This window comes from Bacillus thuringiensis, from assembly GCF_001182785.1.
Classification (GTDB): Bacteria; Bacillota; Bacilli; order Bacillales; family Bacillaceae_G; genus Bacillus_A; species Bacillus_A thuringiensis_S.
Window position 1 is genome coordinate 1102075 of sequence record NZ_CP012099.1, and the last position, 17978, is coordinate 1120052.

Sequence of the window (17978 nt, forward strand, 5' to 3'; positions counted from 1 at the left end):
CAAAATTCTTCTAGAAAAGAAAAAAAGACGCCACATAGCGTCTTTCCTACGAACGAAACGGAAACACAAGGATAATCGTTGTTCCTTTTCCGAGTGCACTATCAACGGAAATTGTCCCGTTATGAGCATGAACGAGCTGTTTTGTAATGGCTAGGCCAAGTCCAGTTCCGATGTTGCTTTCTTCTGTGTTTGTTCCGCGGTAATATCGTTCAAATAGAAGTTCTTTCGTTTTTTCATCCATTCCTTTTCCGTCATCTGAAATGGAGAGTGTAAAAGAATTAGCGTTTTGTGATAATTTTACGATGACAGTAGTTGTTTCGTTATTATGTTTTACAGCATTTACGAGTAAGTTTTCGATAATACGCTGGAACCATTTTTCTTCAATGAAATATTGAATTTTATTTGAGCTCGGTACGAATTCAATATTTTGATTTTGAAGTGTTGGATTATTAATAAATTGCAATAATACTTTTTGGACGAACTGATTGATTTCAACGTTTACGTGTTGGGCAGGAAGGCTGTTATTTTTTAATTGATACGTTAAGCTTAAATCATCAATTAATGTCGTCATATATTGAGATTTCTCTTTCATAACACTACCAAATTGCTGAATATCACGATCAGTCCAGTTATATTGATTCGATTCGAGTAATAATGCGTAGCCATATATAGAGCTAAGTGGTGTTTTTAAATCATGCGTTAGACCGGTAATCCATTCTTCTCGTGTTTGCTGAAGTACTTGCCTCATCGCATCGTTTTTTTTGAGTGTAATAGAAAGGTGTTCTAGTGAACTTGTTACATCTCTAAACAAACGGAATGACCATTTTTCTTTACCAGATCGCCGGAACCTGACAGGTTTTCCTTTTTTACTGATAGGTTCTTCATACTTTCCGCCAGCGATATTTTTAAGCCAGCGCATCGCATGTAATAACGGTTTCCCGAATTTATTACCATACCAAATAGAAAGAATGACTAAATAAACAAATACGATAAGAAGGATTAATCCGCATCCGATGAGAAACTTCTTAGTAAATACATCTTCAATTTCGTCATCTGGATAGTAGTGCTCATTTTTCGCAGTTACAACGAGTAGGTTGCCACTATTTGTATCGTAAAAGCTAGATGTGTTTTCTTTATGATTCCACGGTTCTTTTTCATTAAGGGCAATTTGTATTGCTGAAAATGGTTTTTTCTTTCCAGTTGGATAGGCAAAAACCTCTTCACCATTTTGATTAAATATTTGAAGTGCTGCTTTTTCTTTAGACAGTAACTGTTTTTCTTGATCTGTTAATGTGAACGAATCCATAGTTAAAGAGGAGTGCTCCTTTTGAATTGCTGTCAGTAACGCATTGCTTTTTAACATACCACCATAAATAACAAGTACTTTCTTTTCTTCTACTTCAATTTCCCAATATGTAAATTTATAATTACTTTCGATATGATGTTGTATATATGCGACTAAAGATGTCTTCGTATAAGCATTCGGAACATCATTTGGTGTATTAAAGTGGTAGAGGATTTTTCCGTTTTCATCTACAACTTGGAGCCAATCATTTTTCTCCTTTATTAAATCTTGCACTTCAGATTGTAACGAAATATGCCCATCTTCTGAAGAGATGTATCTTGAAATTGTAAAACTATCAGAATCTGGAATATTAGGTTCGTATAAAGTACTAGTAAGAAGAAAAATTAAATAAGTAAAAGCAGCAACTACAGCGATAAGTAATGTAACTAAAACAAAAACGTGTTGCATGATAAATTGAATAATAAGTCGTTTATTAAAATTCATATCGTCACCCTACTTTGTAACGAACTTATAACCAAGCCCGCGAACAGTTTTTATATATTCTGGTTTACTTGGATCGTGTTCAATTTTTTCACGTAGTTTTCGAATGTGGACCATAACAGTGTTGTCATCGCCATTATAGGCAGGTGCTCCCCAAACTTTTTCGTATATTTCCTCTTTCGAAAATACGTAGTTCGGATTCTCGCAAAAGAAGAGTAGTAGTTGAAAGAGTTGAGCGGAACATTCGACAATGTGCCCATCCACTGTCAGTTCTGCAGAGTGTTGATCAATTTCAAATCTTTCAAATGAAATAGAGTGTGATTTTTGTTCGTGCGGTACTGCTTGTTTCATATGTCTCCGAAGCTGTGCTTTCATACGTGCTACTACTTCTAATGGATTAAAGGGCTTCGTAATATAATCATCCGCACCGTATGAAAATCCAGATATTTTGTCTAAATCAGATGCTTTTGCTGATAGGAAGAAAATTGGACAATCTGTTTGTTGGCGAATGATTGGACAAATATCAAAACCAGATTGTCCAGGAAGCATTACATCTAAAATAATTAAATCGTAATTGTTTTGCTTAGTTAGTGATAAAGCTATTTCAGCTGATGTTGCAGTTGTAATATGAGAAAAACCTTCTTTTTCAAGAATGGTAGTTAGTAATTGTAAAATTGCTGTTTCATCATCAACAAGTAAAATATTTGCTTGGTACATAAAAATCCCTCCTAATTTTCTCGAATATCATATCATCATTTTGTAACTTATGGAATTTTTAAGGAAATTTTAAGGTTTTCTTTCGCAAAAAATTAAGAATCAAATGATATGATAAAAGTAACATAGGGGAGGAGATGAGTGTGAATCCGTTTCAAGTGATGCGAGCTAGATATTTTTTAATTGTATTTGCACTATTAATTTTAATAGCGAGAAGTAGTGGCGATTTGCTAACAAGTATATTTCATATACAAAATTCTTCTTTTATAAATATCTTTATATTCTATATCCTTCCGATGGTATGGATTTTTTATGAGTATAGAAAGCATCGCATTTCATTTTCATTGTTTGTTAATAAAAATGAAACATTTAACTTGGTGCAAGTTTTATACATTACGGTTATGTTGTGCATGTTTAGTTACGGGTATCTTATTTTGTATATGTATAGTTTTGCATGGATTACACCGGACTTTATTATGAATGCATTGCATGAACCGATTATAGATAGTACTGGCGGATATGTATATCAAGTCATTAGGATCGTATTCATCGCACCAATTATCGGGGAGTTTGTTTTTCGCGGATTTTTACTTCAACGTTTTGCAACAAAATGGGGAACGAGCATAGCGACCATCGTGGTAGCAATATTGTTTGCGTTGTTACATGTTGATTTCCTCGGTGCAGCCATATTCAGCATCGTATTATCAATCGTATATATTCGTACGAAAAGTTTACTCATGCCAATTGCAATACATATGTTAAACAATGCATTTGTAATGGGTGCGTCTTTTTTAATAAGTAGAGAAAAAATTATGAGTTTTGCCGATTTCTCAAATTATACGACATTCTTTCCTGGACTTATTATTTTTATAACAGGATTAAACTTAGTACTTATCTTTTTATTTGTTAATCGTAAATATTGGAGTAAAGAAGTGCCAGTTATATATGCAGAGCAGGAAAAGAGCTTTTCAGATATAGTGGGGAGTAAATGAGATGAAGAAGATGGTTGAAAAAATATTAAAAGAGATTATAGATGCTACGTCTATTACAGATATGTGTGATAAAAGCGTTTGTCATTGGCTTCAACCTGTAGTAGATACGATTGTGTTTCCAGAGTATTACTTATTTTCTAGTACTCATTTAAAAGAAAATATTATTTCTCTTCTTATTGTGTTCGGGGTTTTACTAATATTTGGTCTAATTGTAGAAGAAATGATGAAGCGCATCTTCAGAAAGAATGAAGAGAAGTATATGTGGATTCATAAAGTATTCGAGAAAGTAATGGTGGCTTTCCTTTTGTTTTATGGTATAAAAACAATCATTTACTTTATAGCTTTAAAACATCATTAATTCGAAATTTGAAAGGGATGTATAAAATTATATGAATGAAACGATATCATCAAATAAGTTTTTTTATTTGATTTTACTTAGTCTAGTGTTAATAACGACAGTGAATGTTATTTTACGCTGGGAGGAAGCTTATTTTTTCATGTATTTAGCGCTCCATTTGTTGGGGATTTTATGTATAAGTGGTGGAGTCGTTACTGAAAAAAAGAATGAAGAAAGCGTTAACTATATGTGTGTGATCGGTCTTGTTTTACTTTTAGCTGTACAAGGTATTATGAAATATAGTTCTTTCTCTTTACAAGATTTTAGTTTATTAATAGATGTACTTCCTTAAAGAGGCTTTTTATGTTATCTAAAAAGCAAGTAGGGTACGTTTTGGTTTGCAAGTGCGATCCTTATTCCGGATTGTGAACCGAAGAAAGTGTTTAAAGATAGGTAAAACTCTTCTTATGTAGAAGAGTTTTTTTATGTAAATAAAAGGATTTCGAGCAATTCACATAATAAGCTTGTTCTAATTTAGCGTGTACGAACTTACAATAATAATAGACAGGCAGCATAGAGGAGGGAATAGCGTGAGGAAGGTTATTGGTTGGTCGCTTTTTTTGTACGTTGGATTTGCGTTACTTATATATTGGTATTTATTTGGATGGAATCATGAACTTATTCCGGACATGTATAAAGGAACAAGTGCAGATCCAGAAACGTTTATGAGTGCGAGAGAGCTTACGCTAAGCCAAGATTATTCGCGCGTGAAAAATTTACTATACTTTTTAGCGACGCCTCTTGAATGGATTATTTTATTGTTTGTACTTGTGCTAGGTATTTCAAGAAAGTTTGAGAAATGGTCGAAGGAAACGACTAAAATAAGTGTCTTGCAAGTTGCGATTTATTTCTTTTATTTATCATTACTGACAACAGTGCTTGCCTTACCGATGCAATGGATTGGCCGGAAAGTGTCCGTTGATTACGGCATTTCAACGCAAAGCACACAAAGCTGGATTAAAGATCATGTTATCGGTTTTTGGGAAAGTTATGCGACTATGTTAATTGTAGTGACCGTTCTATTATGGCTTATCCGTAAATTTCCGAAGAGATGGTGGCTAGCAGGGTGGGCGCTCTCTGTTCCATTTACAATCTTTTTAACATTCATACAGCCTGTCGTTATTGATCCGCTTTATAACGACTTCTCGACGCTGAAAAATAAAGAATTAGAAACGAAAATTTTAGCGATAGCAGACAAAGCGGACATTCCTGCTAAGCACGTATATGAAGTAAATATGTCAGAAAAAACGAATGCATTAAATGCTTACGTAACAGGAATTGGCCCTAACGCCCGTATTGTAATGTGGGATACAACGCTTAAGCAGTTAAAAGATAGAGAGATTTTATTTATCATGGCCCATGAAATGGGACATTATGTTATGAAGCATATATACTTTGGCGTTGCCAGTTATGTATTGCTATCGTTTATAGGTATGTTTTTAATTAGTCGTATTATAAATATGTGTATTCGCAAATGGGGAGATACATTGCAAATTTCAAAAGTAGCATGTTTCTCCATTTTACCTTTATTTTTCTTAATTTCTTCTGTACTTTCTTTTGCAGCACAACCAGCAACAAACTACGTTTCACGTATAGAAGAAAGAGCGGCAGATCAATATGCTTTAAATATGACGAAGGACGGGAAATCTGGTGTGAAAACTTTTCAATATTTATCAAAAACAAGTTTAAGCCAAGTAAATCCGCCTGCGTTAGTGAAGTTTTTCTTATACACGCACCCACCAATTTTTGAAAGAATTCATACGTTTGAACAATATGAGAAACAAAGAAAAAAGGAGTAGCTATTATGCTACTTTTTTTTATAGGAATATAAGTTTTATATTGGGAATATTTATCATTGCTTTTTATTGTGATTTTGTAAATAATAAGCTATAAAATTCTAAAAATCTATATATAAAGGAATAAAGGTGAAAAAATGTATTTTTTACAAAATTTAAAAGTGAAATATAAATTATTATCGCTTATTTCATTAGCAGTTTTAGGTATGGTAATTATGAGCAGTGTAGCAATTAATTCCATTAATCAGATTAAGCACGATACAGAGGTTGTAGTAGATGATTATCAATATTCTGCAATTTTATTAGAAGGAATGCTTCGTACACAAAATTCACTAGAATATAACTTACTAGAATTAATTACGGCGTCCCAAAATGAAGTGGCAAATAAAGAGGGGATAATTGATAATATTGAAAAGGATCTTAAAAAATATGATTCTTTATTAAAAGAATATGATGATGGCGTTAATTTAAGTAAGCAAGAGGATGAATTGTTTCAAAAGATGAAGAAATCTTTGCCAAGTTATAAAGATACATATAAAAAATTGTTTGAAAAGGCGAAGGCAACAAACGAGCCACAAATGGTAAATGAATTTCAGAAGGAATTAAAACCGAAGGGAATAGAGTTGGCTGGTTATGCAGTGGATCTAGAATCGTATGTTTCAAACTTAGCTGATCAAGTGTTTAAAGATTCTCAAAAAATGATTGATCGATCCGTTATTACCTTTATCATTCTTGTAGTAGTTACTACAATCGTTATATGTATAGTAAGTTATATTATTAGCAAGCTTATAGTTGCTCCTTTACAAACGGTTAGTCGTATGATGGAAAGTGCGAAAGAAGGAGATTTAACCGTACATGGTGATTATACTGCTAAGGATGAATTAGGTGTATTAGTAAGTAATTTTAACGAGATGATTGCAGGGCTAAGAACAAATATGCAAGAAGTAGAGAATAATATTCAGCTTTTATTCCAACATGCAGACGGAGTAGCATCTGCATCAGAAGTATCTAGTAGTGCAGCGAAGAAAATCACTATGGATATTGAAGAAGTTGCAAATGGTGCAGAGAGTCAAATGCAAGCAATGGAACAAACTGCGGGTGCGATGGAAGAGTTGACACAAGGAATGCAGAGTATAGTCAATACATCATCCTCTGTAAATGAATTGTCTGCTCAATCAGCATTAGATGCAGAGAATGGTAACAAATTAATGAAACAAATGATTCAACAGATGGATACAATCCAAAATTCGGTACATAGTGGTGTTAAACAAGTAGAGACTATGAAAGAACAATCAGAAGAAATTGTTAAAATCATTGATGTTATGCAAGGCATTACCTCTCAGATTAACTTATTAGCATTAAACGCCGCAATTGAGGCTGCGCGTGCTGGAGAAAGTGGTAGAGGATTTGCAATTGTGGCAGATGAAGTGCGGAAATTAGCAGAACAATCTAGTGATTCTGCAAAACAAATTGAGAATCTTATTACTCAAGTTATGGGAACAACGAACCATACAGTAGATATGATGGGGAAAGTAGATAATGAGGTACAGGCAGGTACACAAGTAGTAATGCATACAGAAAAAGTATTTGGAACAATTACAGAAAAAGTACAGCAAGTATCTGAGCAAATTCAAACGGTATCTATGTCTACAGATGAAATTGCAGCGAGTAGTGAGGAAATCTCGGCTTCTGCAGAAGACATGGCTCAAATTTCCCAAAGATCATCTGATCGAACTGATAGGGTAAAAGAGTCTATTCAACAGCAAGAAAAATCTGTTCAAGAGATTTCGGTTTCAATTGAACATATGCATAGCGCAGCAGGAAAATTAAAACAAATAGTTGCCCAATTTACTCTTCAAAAGTAGTAGCATATTTGAGTGTTAATAAATATAAAAAAAGCATCCTCTTTTAATAAAAAAGGATGCTTTTTTTATTACTACTATTCGTAGATTTCCGGCATTTTCAAGGCGATGATTACAGCTACAGGACTTATACATACTAGATTTGTATATTACTTGTTTTTTGACAGTTTAAGAGGTTTATCGACGAGAATTATTTCTGTATTAGTGTTTTTAGATCCTGCTGTTGCCAAACTATTAGACCGGATTTAGATGCAAGTAATAGGGATTATCCTTATATTTGTAGGGATGGCACTAACTTTTCGCAAGGGAAGAGAAGGCGAGTTATCAGTGAAGGGGAATGCTACCTCTGAAATATAGATCATGAATATAGTAACCGTCATTAGGTATCTCCTTTACGCGCCAATAAAGGGAAGTTGTAAAGTGAAAAGGAGTTTATAAAGAAATTGTAGAATGTTTTAGTATATAACACCTTAGATGTGACAACTTCCTTTTTGAAAAAGAAAGAAGGAGGCATAAAGCAGAAAGGTAGTAGAAATATTTCTTCTAGAAGATTTGCATTTTATCTTACATTCACCAAAAAAGAGTACTCCTGAAACAATGAAATTCATTTTATTTGAATGAAATAGGGAGAGAGGACAATGAAGAAAAAAATATTGGGTGTAATGATGATTGCGACAATGGCAGGAGGTATATTTGCAGGGACGAATGTGACGCCTGTAAAAGCGGAAGAGTATCCACAAATGATTGTGTTTGAAGATGTTCCATACGGATTTTGGGCATATGACGCTATTATGGATTTAGCATATCATAAAATTATATTAGGGTATGGAAACGGGAAGTATGGTGTTGGCGATCTTATAACACGTGAACAAGTAGCTGGGACTATTTACAGAACACTTGAGATAAAAGAAGAAGGGCCAGTAGCGAATCCATATAAAGATGTTTCTGATAGTACAACAACTTTTAAAAAGGAAATTTTGGCGTTAACAAAACGTGGTGTTTTTACAGGGGATGGCCAAGGGGATTTTAGGCCGAAAGCACCAATCTCTAGAGCGGAAATGGCTGTCATTTTAAAACGAGCATTTAATTTTGAAACGAAACAAAAACATACATTTAAAGATATTCCAAAAGGTCACTGGGCAGAAGATGCAATTAGTGCGTTACAATCTAATAATGTTGTGAGAGGAACTGGGAATGGCATGTATGAATTAAATCGCCCTGTACCTAGAGAACAATATGCTCAGTTTATTAATAATGCGATTATTAATTATCATTTAAAAGAGGATTGGAAGTAGAGTGAAATATGAAAGCACAAATAGAAATATTTGTGCTTTTTTGTTTGTTTAAAAAAGAATTATTATTCGTATTTATGTATTTTTATGGTTATACACAAGCTTTATAATCAATCCGATGAAAAAGACATGATGTGTAATATGATTCACAAAACCGTCACGAAATGTGTCGGAAAATATATTGTCACTATACCATTTATTCTGTATATTTTTAAAAAAACATATACATATTGGGGAGATAATTTGATGAGCAAAAAATTATTAAAAACAGCTACAGCATTAACAATTATGGGTGGGGTGTTATTCTCAGCAGAGAGTAACAGTGTAAAAGCGGAAAGTGCACCGTTGCAAAAAACAAATACAATTGTATTTAAAGATGTACCAAAAGGACATTGGGCATATGAGGCAATTCATGAATTAGCGGAACAAGAAATTATTTTGGGATATGGCGATGGAATATTTGGTTTTGGGGATAATGTAACACGTGAGCAAGTTGCAGCTTTAATTTACCGTGTGTTTGATATGGAAGAACAAGATGAATATGAAAACCCATATGGAGATATCGATGAAAATTCAACAAGCTTTATCGAGGAGATATTGGCTTTAACGGAAATGGGAATTTTCCAGGGAGACGAGAATGGAAACTTTAGACCGAAGGCGACGTTAACGCGTGCGGAAATGGCACAAGTTCTTACGAATGCTTTTGACTTACAGGCGAAGGGATCTCATAACTTTAATGATGTTTCAGCAAATTCATGGGCAACGAACGCAATTAGTGCAGTACAAACAAATGGTATTACAATGGGAATCGGAGAAGGTAAATTCGGTCCGTCTATGAAGGTAACGAGAGAACAATACGCACAGTTTTTACATAGAGCAATATTGCATGATATGGAACAAGGGCAGTAATAAAGTTTAACTAGTCAAAGTGAAATTTAAAAATAATACAAAAAAGGTCGTTGTTGTATAACAGCGACCTTTTTTTGTATGAAATAAAGTGCGAAAGAATGGCGTTTTGAAAAAAATGAAATGAATTTTCAAAAAAAACTTCCTTTTCTGAAGATTTGTTATATAATATAAAACATGAAATCAAATCTGTTATAAAACAGTTTAAGAAGGGGATGCTAATATGTCGACGCAAACTTCACGGGTTACACTCGTTGGAGAAATGTTACCAGCGTACAACGAAATATTGACACCTGAGGTGCTTAGTTTTTTGAAGGAACTACATGAGAATTTTAATGAGCGCCGCATAGAACTTTTACAAAAACGTGTAGAAAAACAAAAGAGAATTGATGCAGGGGAGTTTCCGAAGTTTCTAGAAGAAACAAAACACATACGTGAAGCGGATTGGACAATTGCCAAGCTGCCAAAAGACTTAGAGGACCGACGCGTAGAGATTACTGGACCGGTAGATAGAAAGATGGTCATTAACGCTTTAAATTCAGGAGCGCATCTTTTTATGGCGGATTTTGAAGATTCGAATTCACCAACTTGGGAAAATGCAGTTGAAGGTCAAATCAACTTACGAGATGCAGTAAAGGGAACGATTTCACATGAAAATGATAAAGGGAAAGAATATAGATTAAATGAGAAAACAGCTGTACTCATTGTACGTCCAAGAGGATGGCATTTAGAGGAAAAGCATATGCAAGTTGATGGGGAAAATATATCGGGTAGCTTAGTAGATTTTGGCTTGTACTTTTTCCATAATGCGAAAGCTCTTTTAGCAAAAGGGAGCGGCCCATACTTTTACTTACCAAAAATGGAAAGTTATTTAGAAGCGAGATTATGGAATGATGTATTCGTATTTGCTCAAAAATATATCGGCATTCCAAATGGAACGATTAAAGCAACTGTGTTACTGGAAACGATTCACGCTTCGTTTGAAATGGATGAAATTTTGTATGAGCTAAAAGATCATTCTGCTGGCTTAAACTGCGGAAGATGGGATTATATTTTTAGCTTTTTAAAGAGTTTCCGTAATCATAATAAATTCTTACTACCAGATAGAGCGCAAGTTACGATGACGGCGCCATTTATGCGTTCGTATTCTTTGAAAGTAATTCAAACATGTCACCGTCGTAATGCACCAGCAATTGGAGGAATGGCGGCACAAATTCCGATTAAAAATAATCCAGAAGCAAATGAAGCAGCTTTTGAAAAAGTGCGTGCTGATAAGGAGCGCGAAGCTTTAGATGGTCATGACGGGACTTGGGTTGCCCACCCTGGACTTGTACCGGTTGCAATGGAAGTATTTAATCACATTATGAAAACACCGAATCAAATTTTTAGAAAACGTGAAGAAATATGTGTAACAGAAAACAATTTACTAGAGGTACCGATGGGAACGATTACAGAAGAGGGCCTTCGCATGAATATTAGCGTAGGTATTCAATATATTGCATCTTGGTTAAGCGGACGGGGAGCAGCACCCATTTATAACTTAATGGAAGATGCGGCAACTGCTGAAATTTCAAGAGCACAAGTATGGCAATGGATTCGTCATGAAGGTGGAAAACTAAATGATGGTCGTAATATTACGCTTGAATTAATGGAAGAGCTAAAAGAAGAAGAATTAGCAAAAATAGAAAGAGAGATTGGTAAGGAAGCCTTTAAGAAAGGGAGATTCCAAGAAGCGACAACGTTGTTTACAAATCTCGTTCGAAATGATGAATTCGTACCATTTTTAACATTACCGGGTTATGAAATTTTATAAAAAATGAAAAGGGGATGGAACAAATGAAAAACGAAAGAATCGAGAAATTACAAGAGAGCTGGGAATTAGATGAGCGTTGGAAAGGGATCACACGTCCATATTCGGCAGAAGATGTAATTCGCCTGCGCGGATCGATTGATATTGAACATACATTAGCGCGCCGCGGTGCTGAGAAGCTTTGGACATCGCTTCATACAGAAGACTATATTAACGCACTTGGCGCATTAACAGGAAACCAAGCGATGCAACAAGTGAAAGCTGGGTTAAAAGCGATTTACTTAAGTGGTTGGCAAGTAGCAGCTGATGCAAACCTTTCTGGACATATGTATCCAGACCAAAGTTTATATCCAGCGAACAGCGTACCTGCTGTAGTGAAACGAATTAATCAAACACTTCAACGTGCGGATCAAATTCAGCATATGGAAGGAGGCGATGATACAGACTATTTCGTACCGATTGTAGCAGATGCAGAAGCTGGATTTGGTGGACAATTAAACGTATTCGAACTGATGAAAGGTATGATTGAAGCAGGTGCATCAGGTGTGCATTTTGAAGATCAATTATCTTCAGAGAAAAAATGTGGCCATTTAGGCGGAAAAGTACTACTACCAACGCAAACAGCAGTACGCAATTTAATTTCTGCACGCCTTGCAGCAGATGTAATGGGAGTGCCGACAATTATCGTTGCAAGAACAGATGCAGATGCAGCTGATTTAATTACGAGCGATATCGATCCTGTTGATAAAGCATTTATTACAGGAGAAAGAACACCAGAAGGATTTTACCGTACGAATGCAGGTCTTGATCAAGCAATTGCGCGCGGTTTAGCGTATGCACCGTATGCAGACCTCGTTTGGTGTGAAACGTCGGAACCAAATTTAGAAGATGCAAAACGATTTGCGGACGCAATTCATAAGGAGCATCCGGGAAAGCTACTTGCTTACAACTGCTCTCCATCATTTAACTGGAAACAAAAACTAGATGAAAAAACAATTGCGAGCTTCCAAAAGGAAATCGCATCTTACGGTTATAAGTTCCAATTCGTAACGCTTGCTGGATTCCATTCATTAAATTACGGTATGTTTGAACTAGCACGTGGCTATAAAGAGCGCGGCATGGCAGCATACTCTGAACTACAACAAGCAGAATTCGCAGCTGAAAAACATGGCTACTCTGCAACACGTCATCAACGCGAAGTAGGAACAGGTTACTTTGATGAAGTTGCACAAGTAATTACAGGCGGAACTTCATCAACGACAGCGTTAAAAGGATCTACAGAAGAAGCACAGTTTACGAAATAAAAGGAAGGGCACCTTTTTGAAGGGTGCCCCTTGTTATTTTGTAATTGATGCGAGAGTAAAGGAAATTATACTAACTTACCGACACGAAATGACAATATCGTCATATGTTTATCAGATCCAATCCCCTCTATGCTCGCGAATAAACTTTATATCTTTTTCATAATGCTCTAGATGTCCTTCATCAATCATTCTTTGGAAGTTAATATCGCCCTCTTGAGCTTTTCTTTTCATATATGTACATAACCCTTCTAAACGAAGCAACACCATTCCTAAGTAATCTTCACCCATATTTTTACCATAGGATTGAACAAACAACTTCACTTTTTCTTTAATACGATCTGCATGTTGCGATGATTCATAATGAATGGCTTCACCAGATTCTGTATAATACACTCTACTTAAAGGCACACAAGTATAAAGTGTATAAGCGATATCCCATAGTCTTGGACCAGGAGCAGCAACATCGAAATCAATAATCCCTACTGGTTTCTCATTATTGAAAATAATGTTATATATGGCAAAATCATTGTGACATAAAACCTCAATGTTATTTGGCGTGTGATTCATCGGTTTCCAATCATCTAATAACGGAAAATCACTTACAGCATCATGGTAAAGGCGGAGCATCTTTGCGATTTCTTTTAATACATCATTAGATCGCATATATTCTTTTAAAGGATAATTGCCAGCTTCTCCTTCAATAAAGGATAAAATCTCTCTATCTTTTTCATCTACACCTAAAAACTTTGGAGCATAATGAAATCCTTTGTTTTCTAAGTGTTGTAATAGCTTATGGATCTTTGCGCTATCTGGCTTTAATTCTCGACGAACAGTATTTTCAGAACGATATACGTTCGAAACGTTTCCGCCTGTTAGCTTTTCTTCGTTATCGTAGTTTGACATGTGAAAATTCCCCCTATAATTAAAAAATCCAATTCCAAATAGTGAATAGACCAACAATGGCAGAAAAGAGAAGGCAAGCAAGGAATGCTAGACAGCCAAAAGGAACTAGCTTATCTTGCCATGTTTCTTTATACTCATAAATTAACTCCTCTGCTACTTTCTTCTGCACTGAAGATAAAGGTTGATCTTTATACAAACCTTTTAAATGGTTAGAATCGCCTTTAAACTTTAAAGCACGTGCAATATGATGAGGATTATTTCCCATTGATTTTTCAAATAATAAACATGATTCATGCATAATGTCTGTTTTATGTTTCTCTAGATACCAGTAACGTCCAGCCATTTCTGGATATTGTAATGTATAATAAATATCTCCGAGTTGTTTTCGAAGATGTAATTCATTTGGGTATGTAAAGATGAGGCCATGCAATCTATCTCTTGCTTTTCCAAGATTATTATTTTCAATATCCTCTTCGATTCTTTTTAATGTTTTTCTAGGAATTTTGTTGTTCATAAATTCCTCCTTATTTGGAATAGAGATAATTATATTTTATAAGAAATACTAAAAATTAGAAATTCCATTTTAGAAAAAGATTGTACATTTTATTTTAATGTGCTATGATGATGTCAGTTGAATAGTTAAATTAAGCAATCCATATGTTATCAAGTGCTGAAAACGAACGAGAAAAAGTATGTGAGAACTAGTTTATGTTTCGTATTTGATAATGTGTGGATTCTTTTTTTAGACAGGAAGACTAAAAAAATTAAATTTGTATTTTCTTAGGAGGAAATAATCATGGCAGTAACAGGACAAGTAAAATGGTTTAACAACGAAAAAGGCTTCGGTTTCATCGAAGTTCCAGGCGAAAACGACGTATTCGTACACTTCTCTGCAATCGAAACTGAAGGTTTCAAATCTCTAGAAGAAGGCCAAAAAGTTAGCTTCGAAATCGAAGAAGGTAACCGTGGACCTCAAGCTAAAAACGTAATCAAACTATAATTTTATAGTTGATGATGGAAAAAAGGATGGCTTATGCCATCCTTTTTTTGTTGTCTAGATATATGAGTGATAAGGACAAGGGGAAGGAAGAGGGGACGGGAGTAGGTATGATTGAAAAATATACAAGTGAAGTTGTACTTGATATATACGATTGAAGAGATAAAAGCATACGCGAAAATATATGAATATGAAGAAGAATAAAAGGCTTTCCAAAAAGGAAAGCCTTTTATTCTTCTTTCGCCACTTTTTTCTTCTCACGTTTTTTGCATTCGGGACATTTTGATTTACGAAACGGTTTGGCAAAGAATAGCAGAATAAAAAATAAACCGAATATAATACTAGCTGAGTTTTTCACGATAATGACGCTACTATTTTTCATTTGAATCGATGGTTGAATCTCTTTTTCTTCCATAGTGGCCCTCCGTATATTGGATTTACATTTTAATTATAGCAAAGTTAATTGTTGTAATGATGTGAAATGAAGAAGTGATTTCAAATATTTATAGTAGTATAAATGCTTTTTTGTGCATAATATTATCTTTTTATTATTATATACTTATTTTTAATTTAAAGAATGTTTGATAAATGATAAAATAATGTAAAATAGTGGAATGTACAGACCATTTCCTTTTCATAGGTGCTAAAATTATACATGCAGCTGCTAATATAAATGGAAAAAGGAGATAATAGAGTATGGAAAGTAAAGTGGAACGCTATGTTGAAAATTATGTTGTAACGAAAAATACGATGGCATTACTTCCTATTATTCTCAGTGAAAAGAAAATTGTTACGCGAGTCGTTGAAATGAATGATTCTTTTTTCGTATTTCAAAAACCTCTAGATATTATAGAAAGAAGTTGCCGAAAGCATGGCTCGAGTTTCTTAGGCAGAAAAGAAGGAACGAAAGAGTTAACTAATATCACACATAAAGCACCAATTGCGATTAGTCCTACAGATCAACTTTATTTTTTCCCTACCTATTCTTACTCTAGAAAAGAGTGCGCGTGGTTGTCTCATTTTTATATTGAAAGTAATAAAGAATTAAAAGATGGAAATCTTATTATTAGATTTATAAATGGCTTTGCTGTGAAATTAGAAATATCAAAAACTAGTTTTGAAAATCAACAAAATCGTACAGCGAAATTACGTACTGAATATGAAGATCGTAGGAAAAAACAAGGGAGCCCTTGTTTTAAAGAGATTGATAAAAAAGAGGAATCAACATTAAGACCCGCTTATGAGAAGGTGTATGTTGTTAGAGAAGATGAAGTGTAATATAGAAAAAGCTGCCTCTAGAATGTTGCTTTAAGCGACATTCTAGGACAGCTTTTTTGCTATTTAAATATTAATAAGTTTCTTCCTTACGGGCAGCATCCATCATAATGAAGATAGCTGATAAAATATGCAAAATCATTCCTACAAACGGAATCCATGCAAGGCAAGAAGTTACAATTCCTAGCACATTACCGTTAGCACTCATATTAGCTTTTTTAGCCAATACTAAAGTAACGATATGTAATACTAGCATGAAAAGAAGTGGTAACCAAAGTAAAGAAACAACAATAGTTCCTCCGAGTACAGGTATTCCCAGTAAAGCCTCTAAGGCACCAGTAACCCATTTTAATAATTTTACTGTGTCTTTCAAAGTATTTCCTCCTAAAAACATAAAATAAATATATTGCGATATTAAGTATAACGGATTTATGATGTTATTTTAATAAAAAATGTAAAAAATACTATTTTTTTATAGTTAAATAAATTATTTGCAATATACTATTTTTGAAGGGATATAAGAATATTGTTGGATAGGGTGTTATTAATATGTAATATCTTGTCAAATATTGATAGATTATCATAGCTAAATAATGAAGGAATTCTTATGAAAGATATGGAAACTTTAATAAATACATCTCCATATGTCGTATCTACCATTTCCTCTTTCATATAAGCGATGATACAGTAGGGATAGTATTTAGAGTAAAGGGGTAAAGTGTAGAATGGATTTTCAGACAATCAAAGAGTATTTTTCACCAGAAAATATGGATCATATTGTTGAGAGTTATAAAGCGTTCGGACCACTTCTTGGTATTGGTTTACCGATGATAGAGGCGTTGATTCCAGCATTACCGCTTATTGTATTTGTACTGGCGAATGCTGTTGCATTTGGCTTTTGGCTCGGTTTTCTTTATTCATGGCTTGGATCAGTAATGGGTGCCTTACTTGTCTTTTTCATCATCCGCCATTTTGGTCGCAGTCGTTTCTTTTCGTTTGTAAATAAGCATGAGAGAGTACGAAAAGCAATGGGGTGGATTGAAAGGAAAGGATTCGCACCGATTTTTGTTATATTTTGTTTTCCGTTTACACCGTCAGCGCTAATAAATGTTGTCGCTGGTTTATCCCGAATTAGTGTAAAACAGTTTGGGCTAGCGTTAGCATTCGGAAAGCTTGTGATGATTTTTATTTTAACGTATATCGGTCATGATTTAATGTCATTTATTCATAATCCAGTGAAATCAGTCATTGTAGCGATTGGTATTTTTATTTTATGGTATGTCGGTAAGAAAATTGAAGTAAAGTTAGAATTACAGTAAGAATAGTCTTCTTTATAAGTGTAGGCTTCATTATTAAAGGATAAGGGGAGAAGCAGATGAAGAAAACTTTGAAAAAAGAAGGCATAGAGTGGATACGAACAATTTTAATTGGTGTATTATTAGCTGTATTTTTTCGAACGTTTTTCTTTTCAACGTATGTTGTAGAGGGGAAGTCAATGATGCCGACCTTGCAAGATGGCAATATGCTCGTTGTAAATAAGGTGAGTTATCAAGTTGGGGACTTGAACAGATTTGACGTTGTGGTGTTTCATGCGAATAAAAAAGAGGACTATGTAAAGCGAATTATCGGTTTACCTGGAGATCATATTGAATATAGGCATGATAAATTATATATAAACGGACAATTTATTGATGAGCCGTATTTAGAGAAGTATAAGAAAGAGATAAATGGAAGGCAACTAACAGGCGATTTTAAATTAGAAGAGTTAACGAAAGAAAAGCTGGTGCCACCCGGGTTTATTTTTGTAGTAGGTGATAACCGGCTCGGGAGCTGGGATAGTAGGCACTTTGGCTTTGTAAAAGCTGATACAGTCGTCGGGAAAGTTGATTTGCGATATTGGCCAATTCAAGAGGTGCAAACGAATTTTTCAAAAGGTTGATATAA

General features: G+C 34.5%; 19 protein-coding genes and 2 pseudogenes. 15 read left to right on the top strand and 6 right to left on the bottom strand.

What is annotated here, in order from left to right:
* Positions 1-46 precede the first annotated feature (46 nt).
* Together AC241_RS05690 and AC241_RS05695 are read right to left on the bottom strand one after the other, a co-directional pair.
* Positions 47-1789, bottom strand: a complete 1743-nt coding sequence (locus AC241_RS05690; RefSeq protein WP_050842834.1) for a sensor histidine kinase — start codon at positions 1787-1789, stop codon at positions 47-49.
* Positions 1790-1798: 9 nt separating this feature from the next.
* Positions 1799-2503: a response regulator transcription factor gene (locus tag AC241_RS05695; protein ID WP_043936610.1), complete on the bottom strand. Its 705-nt coding sequence runs from the start codon at positions 2501-2503 to the stop codon at positions 1799-1801.
* A gap of 140 nt (positions 2504-2643) precedes the next feature.
* Between AC241_RS05695 and AC241_RS05700 the strand changes: the two genes are divergently transcribed.
* From AC241_RS05700 to aceA, 11 genes and pseudogenes are all read left to right on the top strand, one after another.
* Positions 2644-3492, top strand: a complete 849-nt coding sequence (locus AC241_RS05700) for a CPBP family intramembrane glutamic endopeptidase (protein WP_029442110.1) — start codon at positions 2644-2646, stop codon at positions 3490-3492.
* Between the two features lies 1 nt (position 3493).
* The gene (locus tag AC241_RS05705; RefSeq protein ID WP_043936612.1) at positions 3494-3850 is read left to right on the top strand and encodes a hypothetical protein; all 357 of its coding nucleotides are present in this window, start codon (positions 3494-3496) and stop codon (positions 3848-3850) included.
* Between the two features lie 31 nt (positions 3851-3881).
* The gene (locus tag AC241_RS05710) at positions 3882-4181 is read left to right on the top strand and encodes a DUF2101 family protein (protein ID WP_001006050.1); all 300 of its coding nucleotides are present in this window, start codon (positions 3882-3884) and stop codon (positions 4179-4181) included.
* Positions 4182-4419: 238 nt separating this feature from the next.
* Positions 4420-5688, top strand: coding sequence for a M48 family metallopeptidase (locus AC241_RS05715; protein WP_050842837.1), 1269 nt, complete (start codon positions 4420-4422; stop codon positions 5686-5688).
* Positions 5689-5822: 134 nt separating this feature from the next.
* Positions 5823-6602, top strand: a pseudogene (locus AC241_RS36000) (MCP four helix bundle domain-containing protein); the annotation flags it as partial.
* A 156-nt stretch (positions 6603-6758) separates the two neighbouring features.
* Positions 6759-7550, top strand: coding sequence for a methyl-accepting chemotaxis protein (locus AC241_RS36005; protein WP_413541764.1), 792 nt, complete (start codon positions 6759-6761; stop codon positions 7548-7550).
* 59 nt (positions 7551-7609) lie between these two features.
* Positions 7610-7904: pseudogene (locus tag AC241_RS35120) on the top strand (EamA family transporter); the annotation flags it as partial.
* 281 nt (positions 7905-8185) lie between these two features.
* The gene (locus AC241_RS05725; protein ID WP_016082513.1) at positions 8186-8842 is read left to right on the top strand and encodes an S-layer homology domain-containing protein; all 657 of its coding nucleotides are present in this window, start codon (positions 8186-8188) and stop codon (positions 8840-8842) included.
* A gap of 138 nt (positions 8843-8980) precedes the next feature.
* Positions 8981-9748, top strand: coding sequence for an S-layer homology domain-containing protein (locus AC241_RS05730; protein WP_140163765.1), 768 nt, complete (start codon positions 8981-8983; stop codon positions 9746-9748).
* Positions 9749-9968: 220 nt separating this feature from the next.
* The gene (aceB, locus tag AC241_RS05735) at positions 9969-11558 is read left to right on the top strand and encodes a malate synthase A (protein ID WP_050842841.1); all 1590 of its coding nucleotides are present in this window, start codon (positions 9969-9971) and stop codon (positions 11556-11558) included.
* A gap of 23 nt (positions 11559-11581) precedes the next feature.
* Complete coding sequence (aceA, locus tag AC241_RS05740; RefSeq protein WP_080990744.1) at positions 11582-12859, top strand: isocitrate lyase; 1278 nt, start codon at positions 11582-11584, stop codon at positions 12857-12859.
* A 111-nt stretch (positions 12860-12970) separates the two neighbouring features.
* Here the strand turns inward: aceA and AC241_RS05745 are convergent, their stop codons facing one another.
* Both AC241_RS05745 and AC241_RS05750 read right to left on the bottom strand, forming a co-directional pair.
* Entirely contained in the window at positions 12971-13762 is a 792-nt protein-coding gene (locus tag AC241_RS05745) for a phosphotransferase (protein ID WP_029442115.1), read from the bottom strand.
* A 19-nt stretch (positions 13763-13781) separates the two neighbouring features.
* Positions 13782-14276, bottom strand: a complete 495-nt coding sequence (locus AC241_RS05750) for a DUF6584 family protein (RefSeq protein WP_043936617.1) — start codon at positions 14274-14276, stop codon at positions 13782-13784.
* Positions 14277-14558: 282 nt separating this feature from the next.
* On the opposite strand from AC241_RS05750, the gene cspA reads away from it, so the two are divergent.
* Entirely contained in the window at positions 14559-14762 is a 204-nt protein-coding gene (gene cspA / locus AC241_RS05755) for an RNA chaperone/antiterminator CspA (RefSeq protein WP_000301522.1), read from the top strand.
* A gap of 226 nt (positions 14763-14988) precedes the next feature.
* Here the strand turns inward: cspA and AC241_RS05760 are convergent, their stop codons facing one another.
* Complete coding sequence (locus AC241_RS05760; RefSeq protein WP_016082506.1) at positions 14989-15174, bottom strand: hypothetical protein; 186 nt, start codon at positions 15172-15174, stop codon at positions 14989-14991.
* A gap of 281 nt (positions 15175-15455) precedes the next feature.
* Here AC241_RS05760 and AC241_RS05765 point away from each other — a divergent pair, with 281 nt between their 5' ends.
* Positions 15456-16037: a competence protein ComK gene (locus tag AC241_RS05765; RefSeq protein WP_029442117.1), complete on the top strand. Its 582-nt coding sequence runs from the start codon at positions 15456-15458 to the stop codon at positions 16035-16037.
* Positions 16038-16107: 70 nt separating this feature from the next.
* On the opposite strand, the gene AC241_RS05770 is transcribed toward AC241_RS05765, so the two are convergent.
* Positions 16108-16407 carry a hypothetical protein gene (locus AC241_RS05770; protein WP_000655757.1) on the bottom strand — a complete coding sequence of 100 codons (300 nt, stop codon included), beginning with the start codon at positions 16405-16407 and terminating at the stop codon, positions 16108-16110.
* Between the two features lie 352 nt (positions 16408-16759).
* On the opposite strand from AC241_RS05770, the gene AC241_RS05775 reads away from it, so the two are divergent.
* Both AC241_RS05775 and lepB read left to right on the top strand, forming a co-directional pair.
* Positions 16760-17353 carry a TVP38/TMEM64 family protein gene (locus AC241_RS05775; protein ID WP_043936619.1) on the top strand — a complete coding sequence of 198 codons (594 nt, stop codon included), beginning with the start codon at positions 16760-16762 and terminating at the stop codon, positions 17351-17353.
* A gap of 56 nt (positions 17354-17409) precedes the next feature.
* On the top strand, positions 17410-17973 hold the full coding sequence (gene lepB, locus AC241_RS05780; RefSeq protein WP_016082503.1) for a signal peptidase I: 564 nt from the start codon (positions 17410-17412) through the stop codon (positions 17971-17973).
* Positions 17974-17978 lie beyond the last annotated feature (5 nt).

What these genes read in the sequence shown, in the direction of transcription:
- AC241_RS05690 (WP_050842834.1), bottom strand. Translation starts at nt 1,789, where the DNA reads ATGAATTTTAATAAACGACTTATTATTCAATTTATCATGCAACACGTT.
- AC241_RS05695 (WP_043936610.1), bottom strand. Translation starts at nt 2,503, where the DNA reads ATGTACCAAGCAAATATTTTACTTGTTGATGATGAAACAGCAATTTTA.
- AC241_RS05705 (WP_043936612.1), top strand. Translation starts at nt 3,494, where the DNA reads ATGAAGAAGATGGTTGAAAAAATATTAAAAGAGATTATAGATGCTACG.
- AC241_RS05710 (WP_001006050.1), top strand. Translation starts at nt 3,882, where the DNA reads ATGAATGAAACGATATCATCAAATAAGTTTTTTTATTTGATTTTACTT.
- AC241_RS36005 (WP_413541764.1), top strand. Translation starts at nt 6,759, where the DNA reads ATGCAAGCAATGGAACAAACTGCGGGTGCGATGGAAGAGTTGACACAA.
- AC241_RS05725 (WP_016082513.1), top strand. Translation starts at nt 8,186, where the DNA reads ATGAAGAAAAAAATATTGGGTGTAATGATGATTGCGACAATGGCAGGA.
- AC241_RS05730 (WP_140163765.1), top strand. Translation starts at nt 8,981, where the DNA reads ATGATTCACAAAACCGTCACGAAATGTGTCGGAAAATATATTGTCACT.
- aceB (WP_050842841.1), top strand. Translation starts at nt 9,969, where the DNA reads ATGTCGACGCAAACTTCACGGGTTACACTCGTTGGAGAAATGTTACCA.
- aceA (WP_080990744.1), top strand. Translation starts at nt 11,582, where the DNA reads ATGAAAAACGAAAGAATCGAGAAATTACAAGAGAGCTGGGAATTAGAT.
- AC241_RS05745 (WP_029442115.1), bottom strand. Translation starts at nt 13,762, where the DNA reads ATGTCAAACTACGATAACGAAGAAAAGCTAACAGGCGGAAACGTTTCG.
- AC241_RS05750 (WP_043936617.1), bottom strand. Translation starts at nt 14,276, where the DNA reads ATGAACAACAAAATTCCTAGAAAAACATTAAAAAGAATCGAAGAGGAT.
- cspA (WP_000301522.1), top strand. Translation starts at nt 14,559, where the DNA reads ATGGCAGTAACAGGACAAGTAAAATGGTTTAACAACGAAAAAGGCTTC.
- AC241_RS05760 (WP_016082506.1), bottom strand. Translation starts at nt 15,174, where the DNA reads ATGGAAGAAAAAGAGATTCAACCATCGATTCAAATGAAAAATAGTAGC.
- AC241_RS05765 (WP_029442117.1), top strand. Translation starts at nt 15,456, where the DNA reads ATGGAAAGTAAAGTGGAACGCTATGTTGAAAATTATGTTGTAACGAAA.
- AC241_RS05775 (WP_043936619.1), top strand. Translation starts at nt 16,760, where the DNA reads ATGGATTTTCAGACAATCAAAGAGTATTTTTCACCAGAAAATATGGAT.
- lepB (WP_016082503.1), top strand. Translation starts at nt 17,410, where the DNA reads ATGAAGAAAACTTTGAAAAAAGAAGGCATAGAGTGGATACGAACAATT.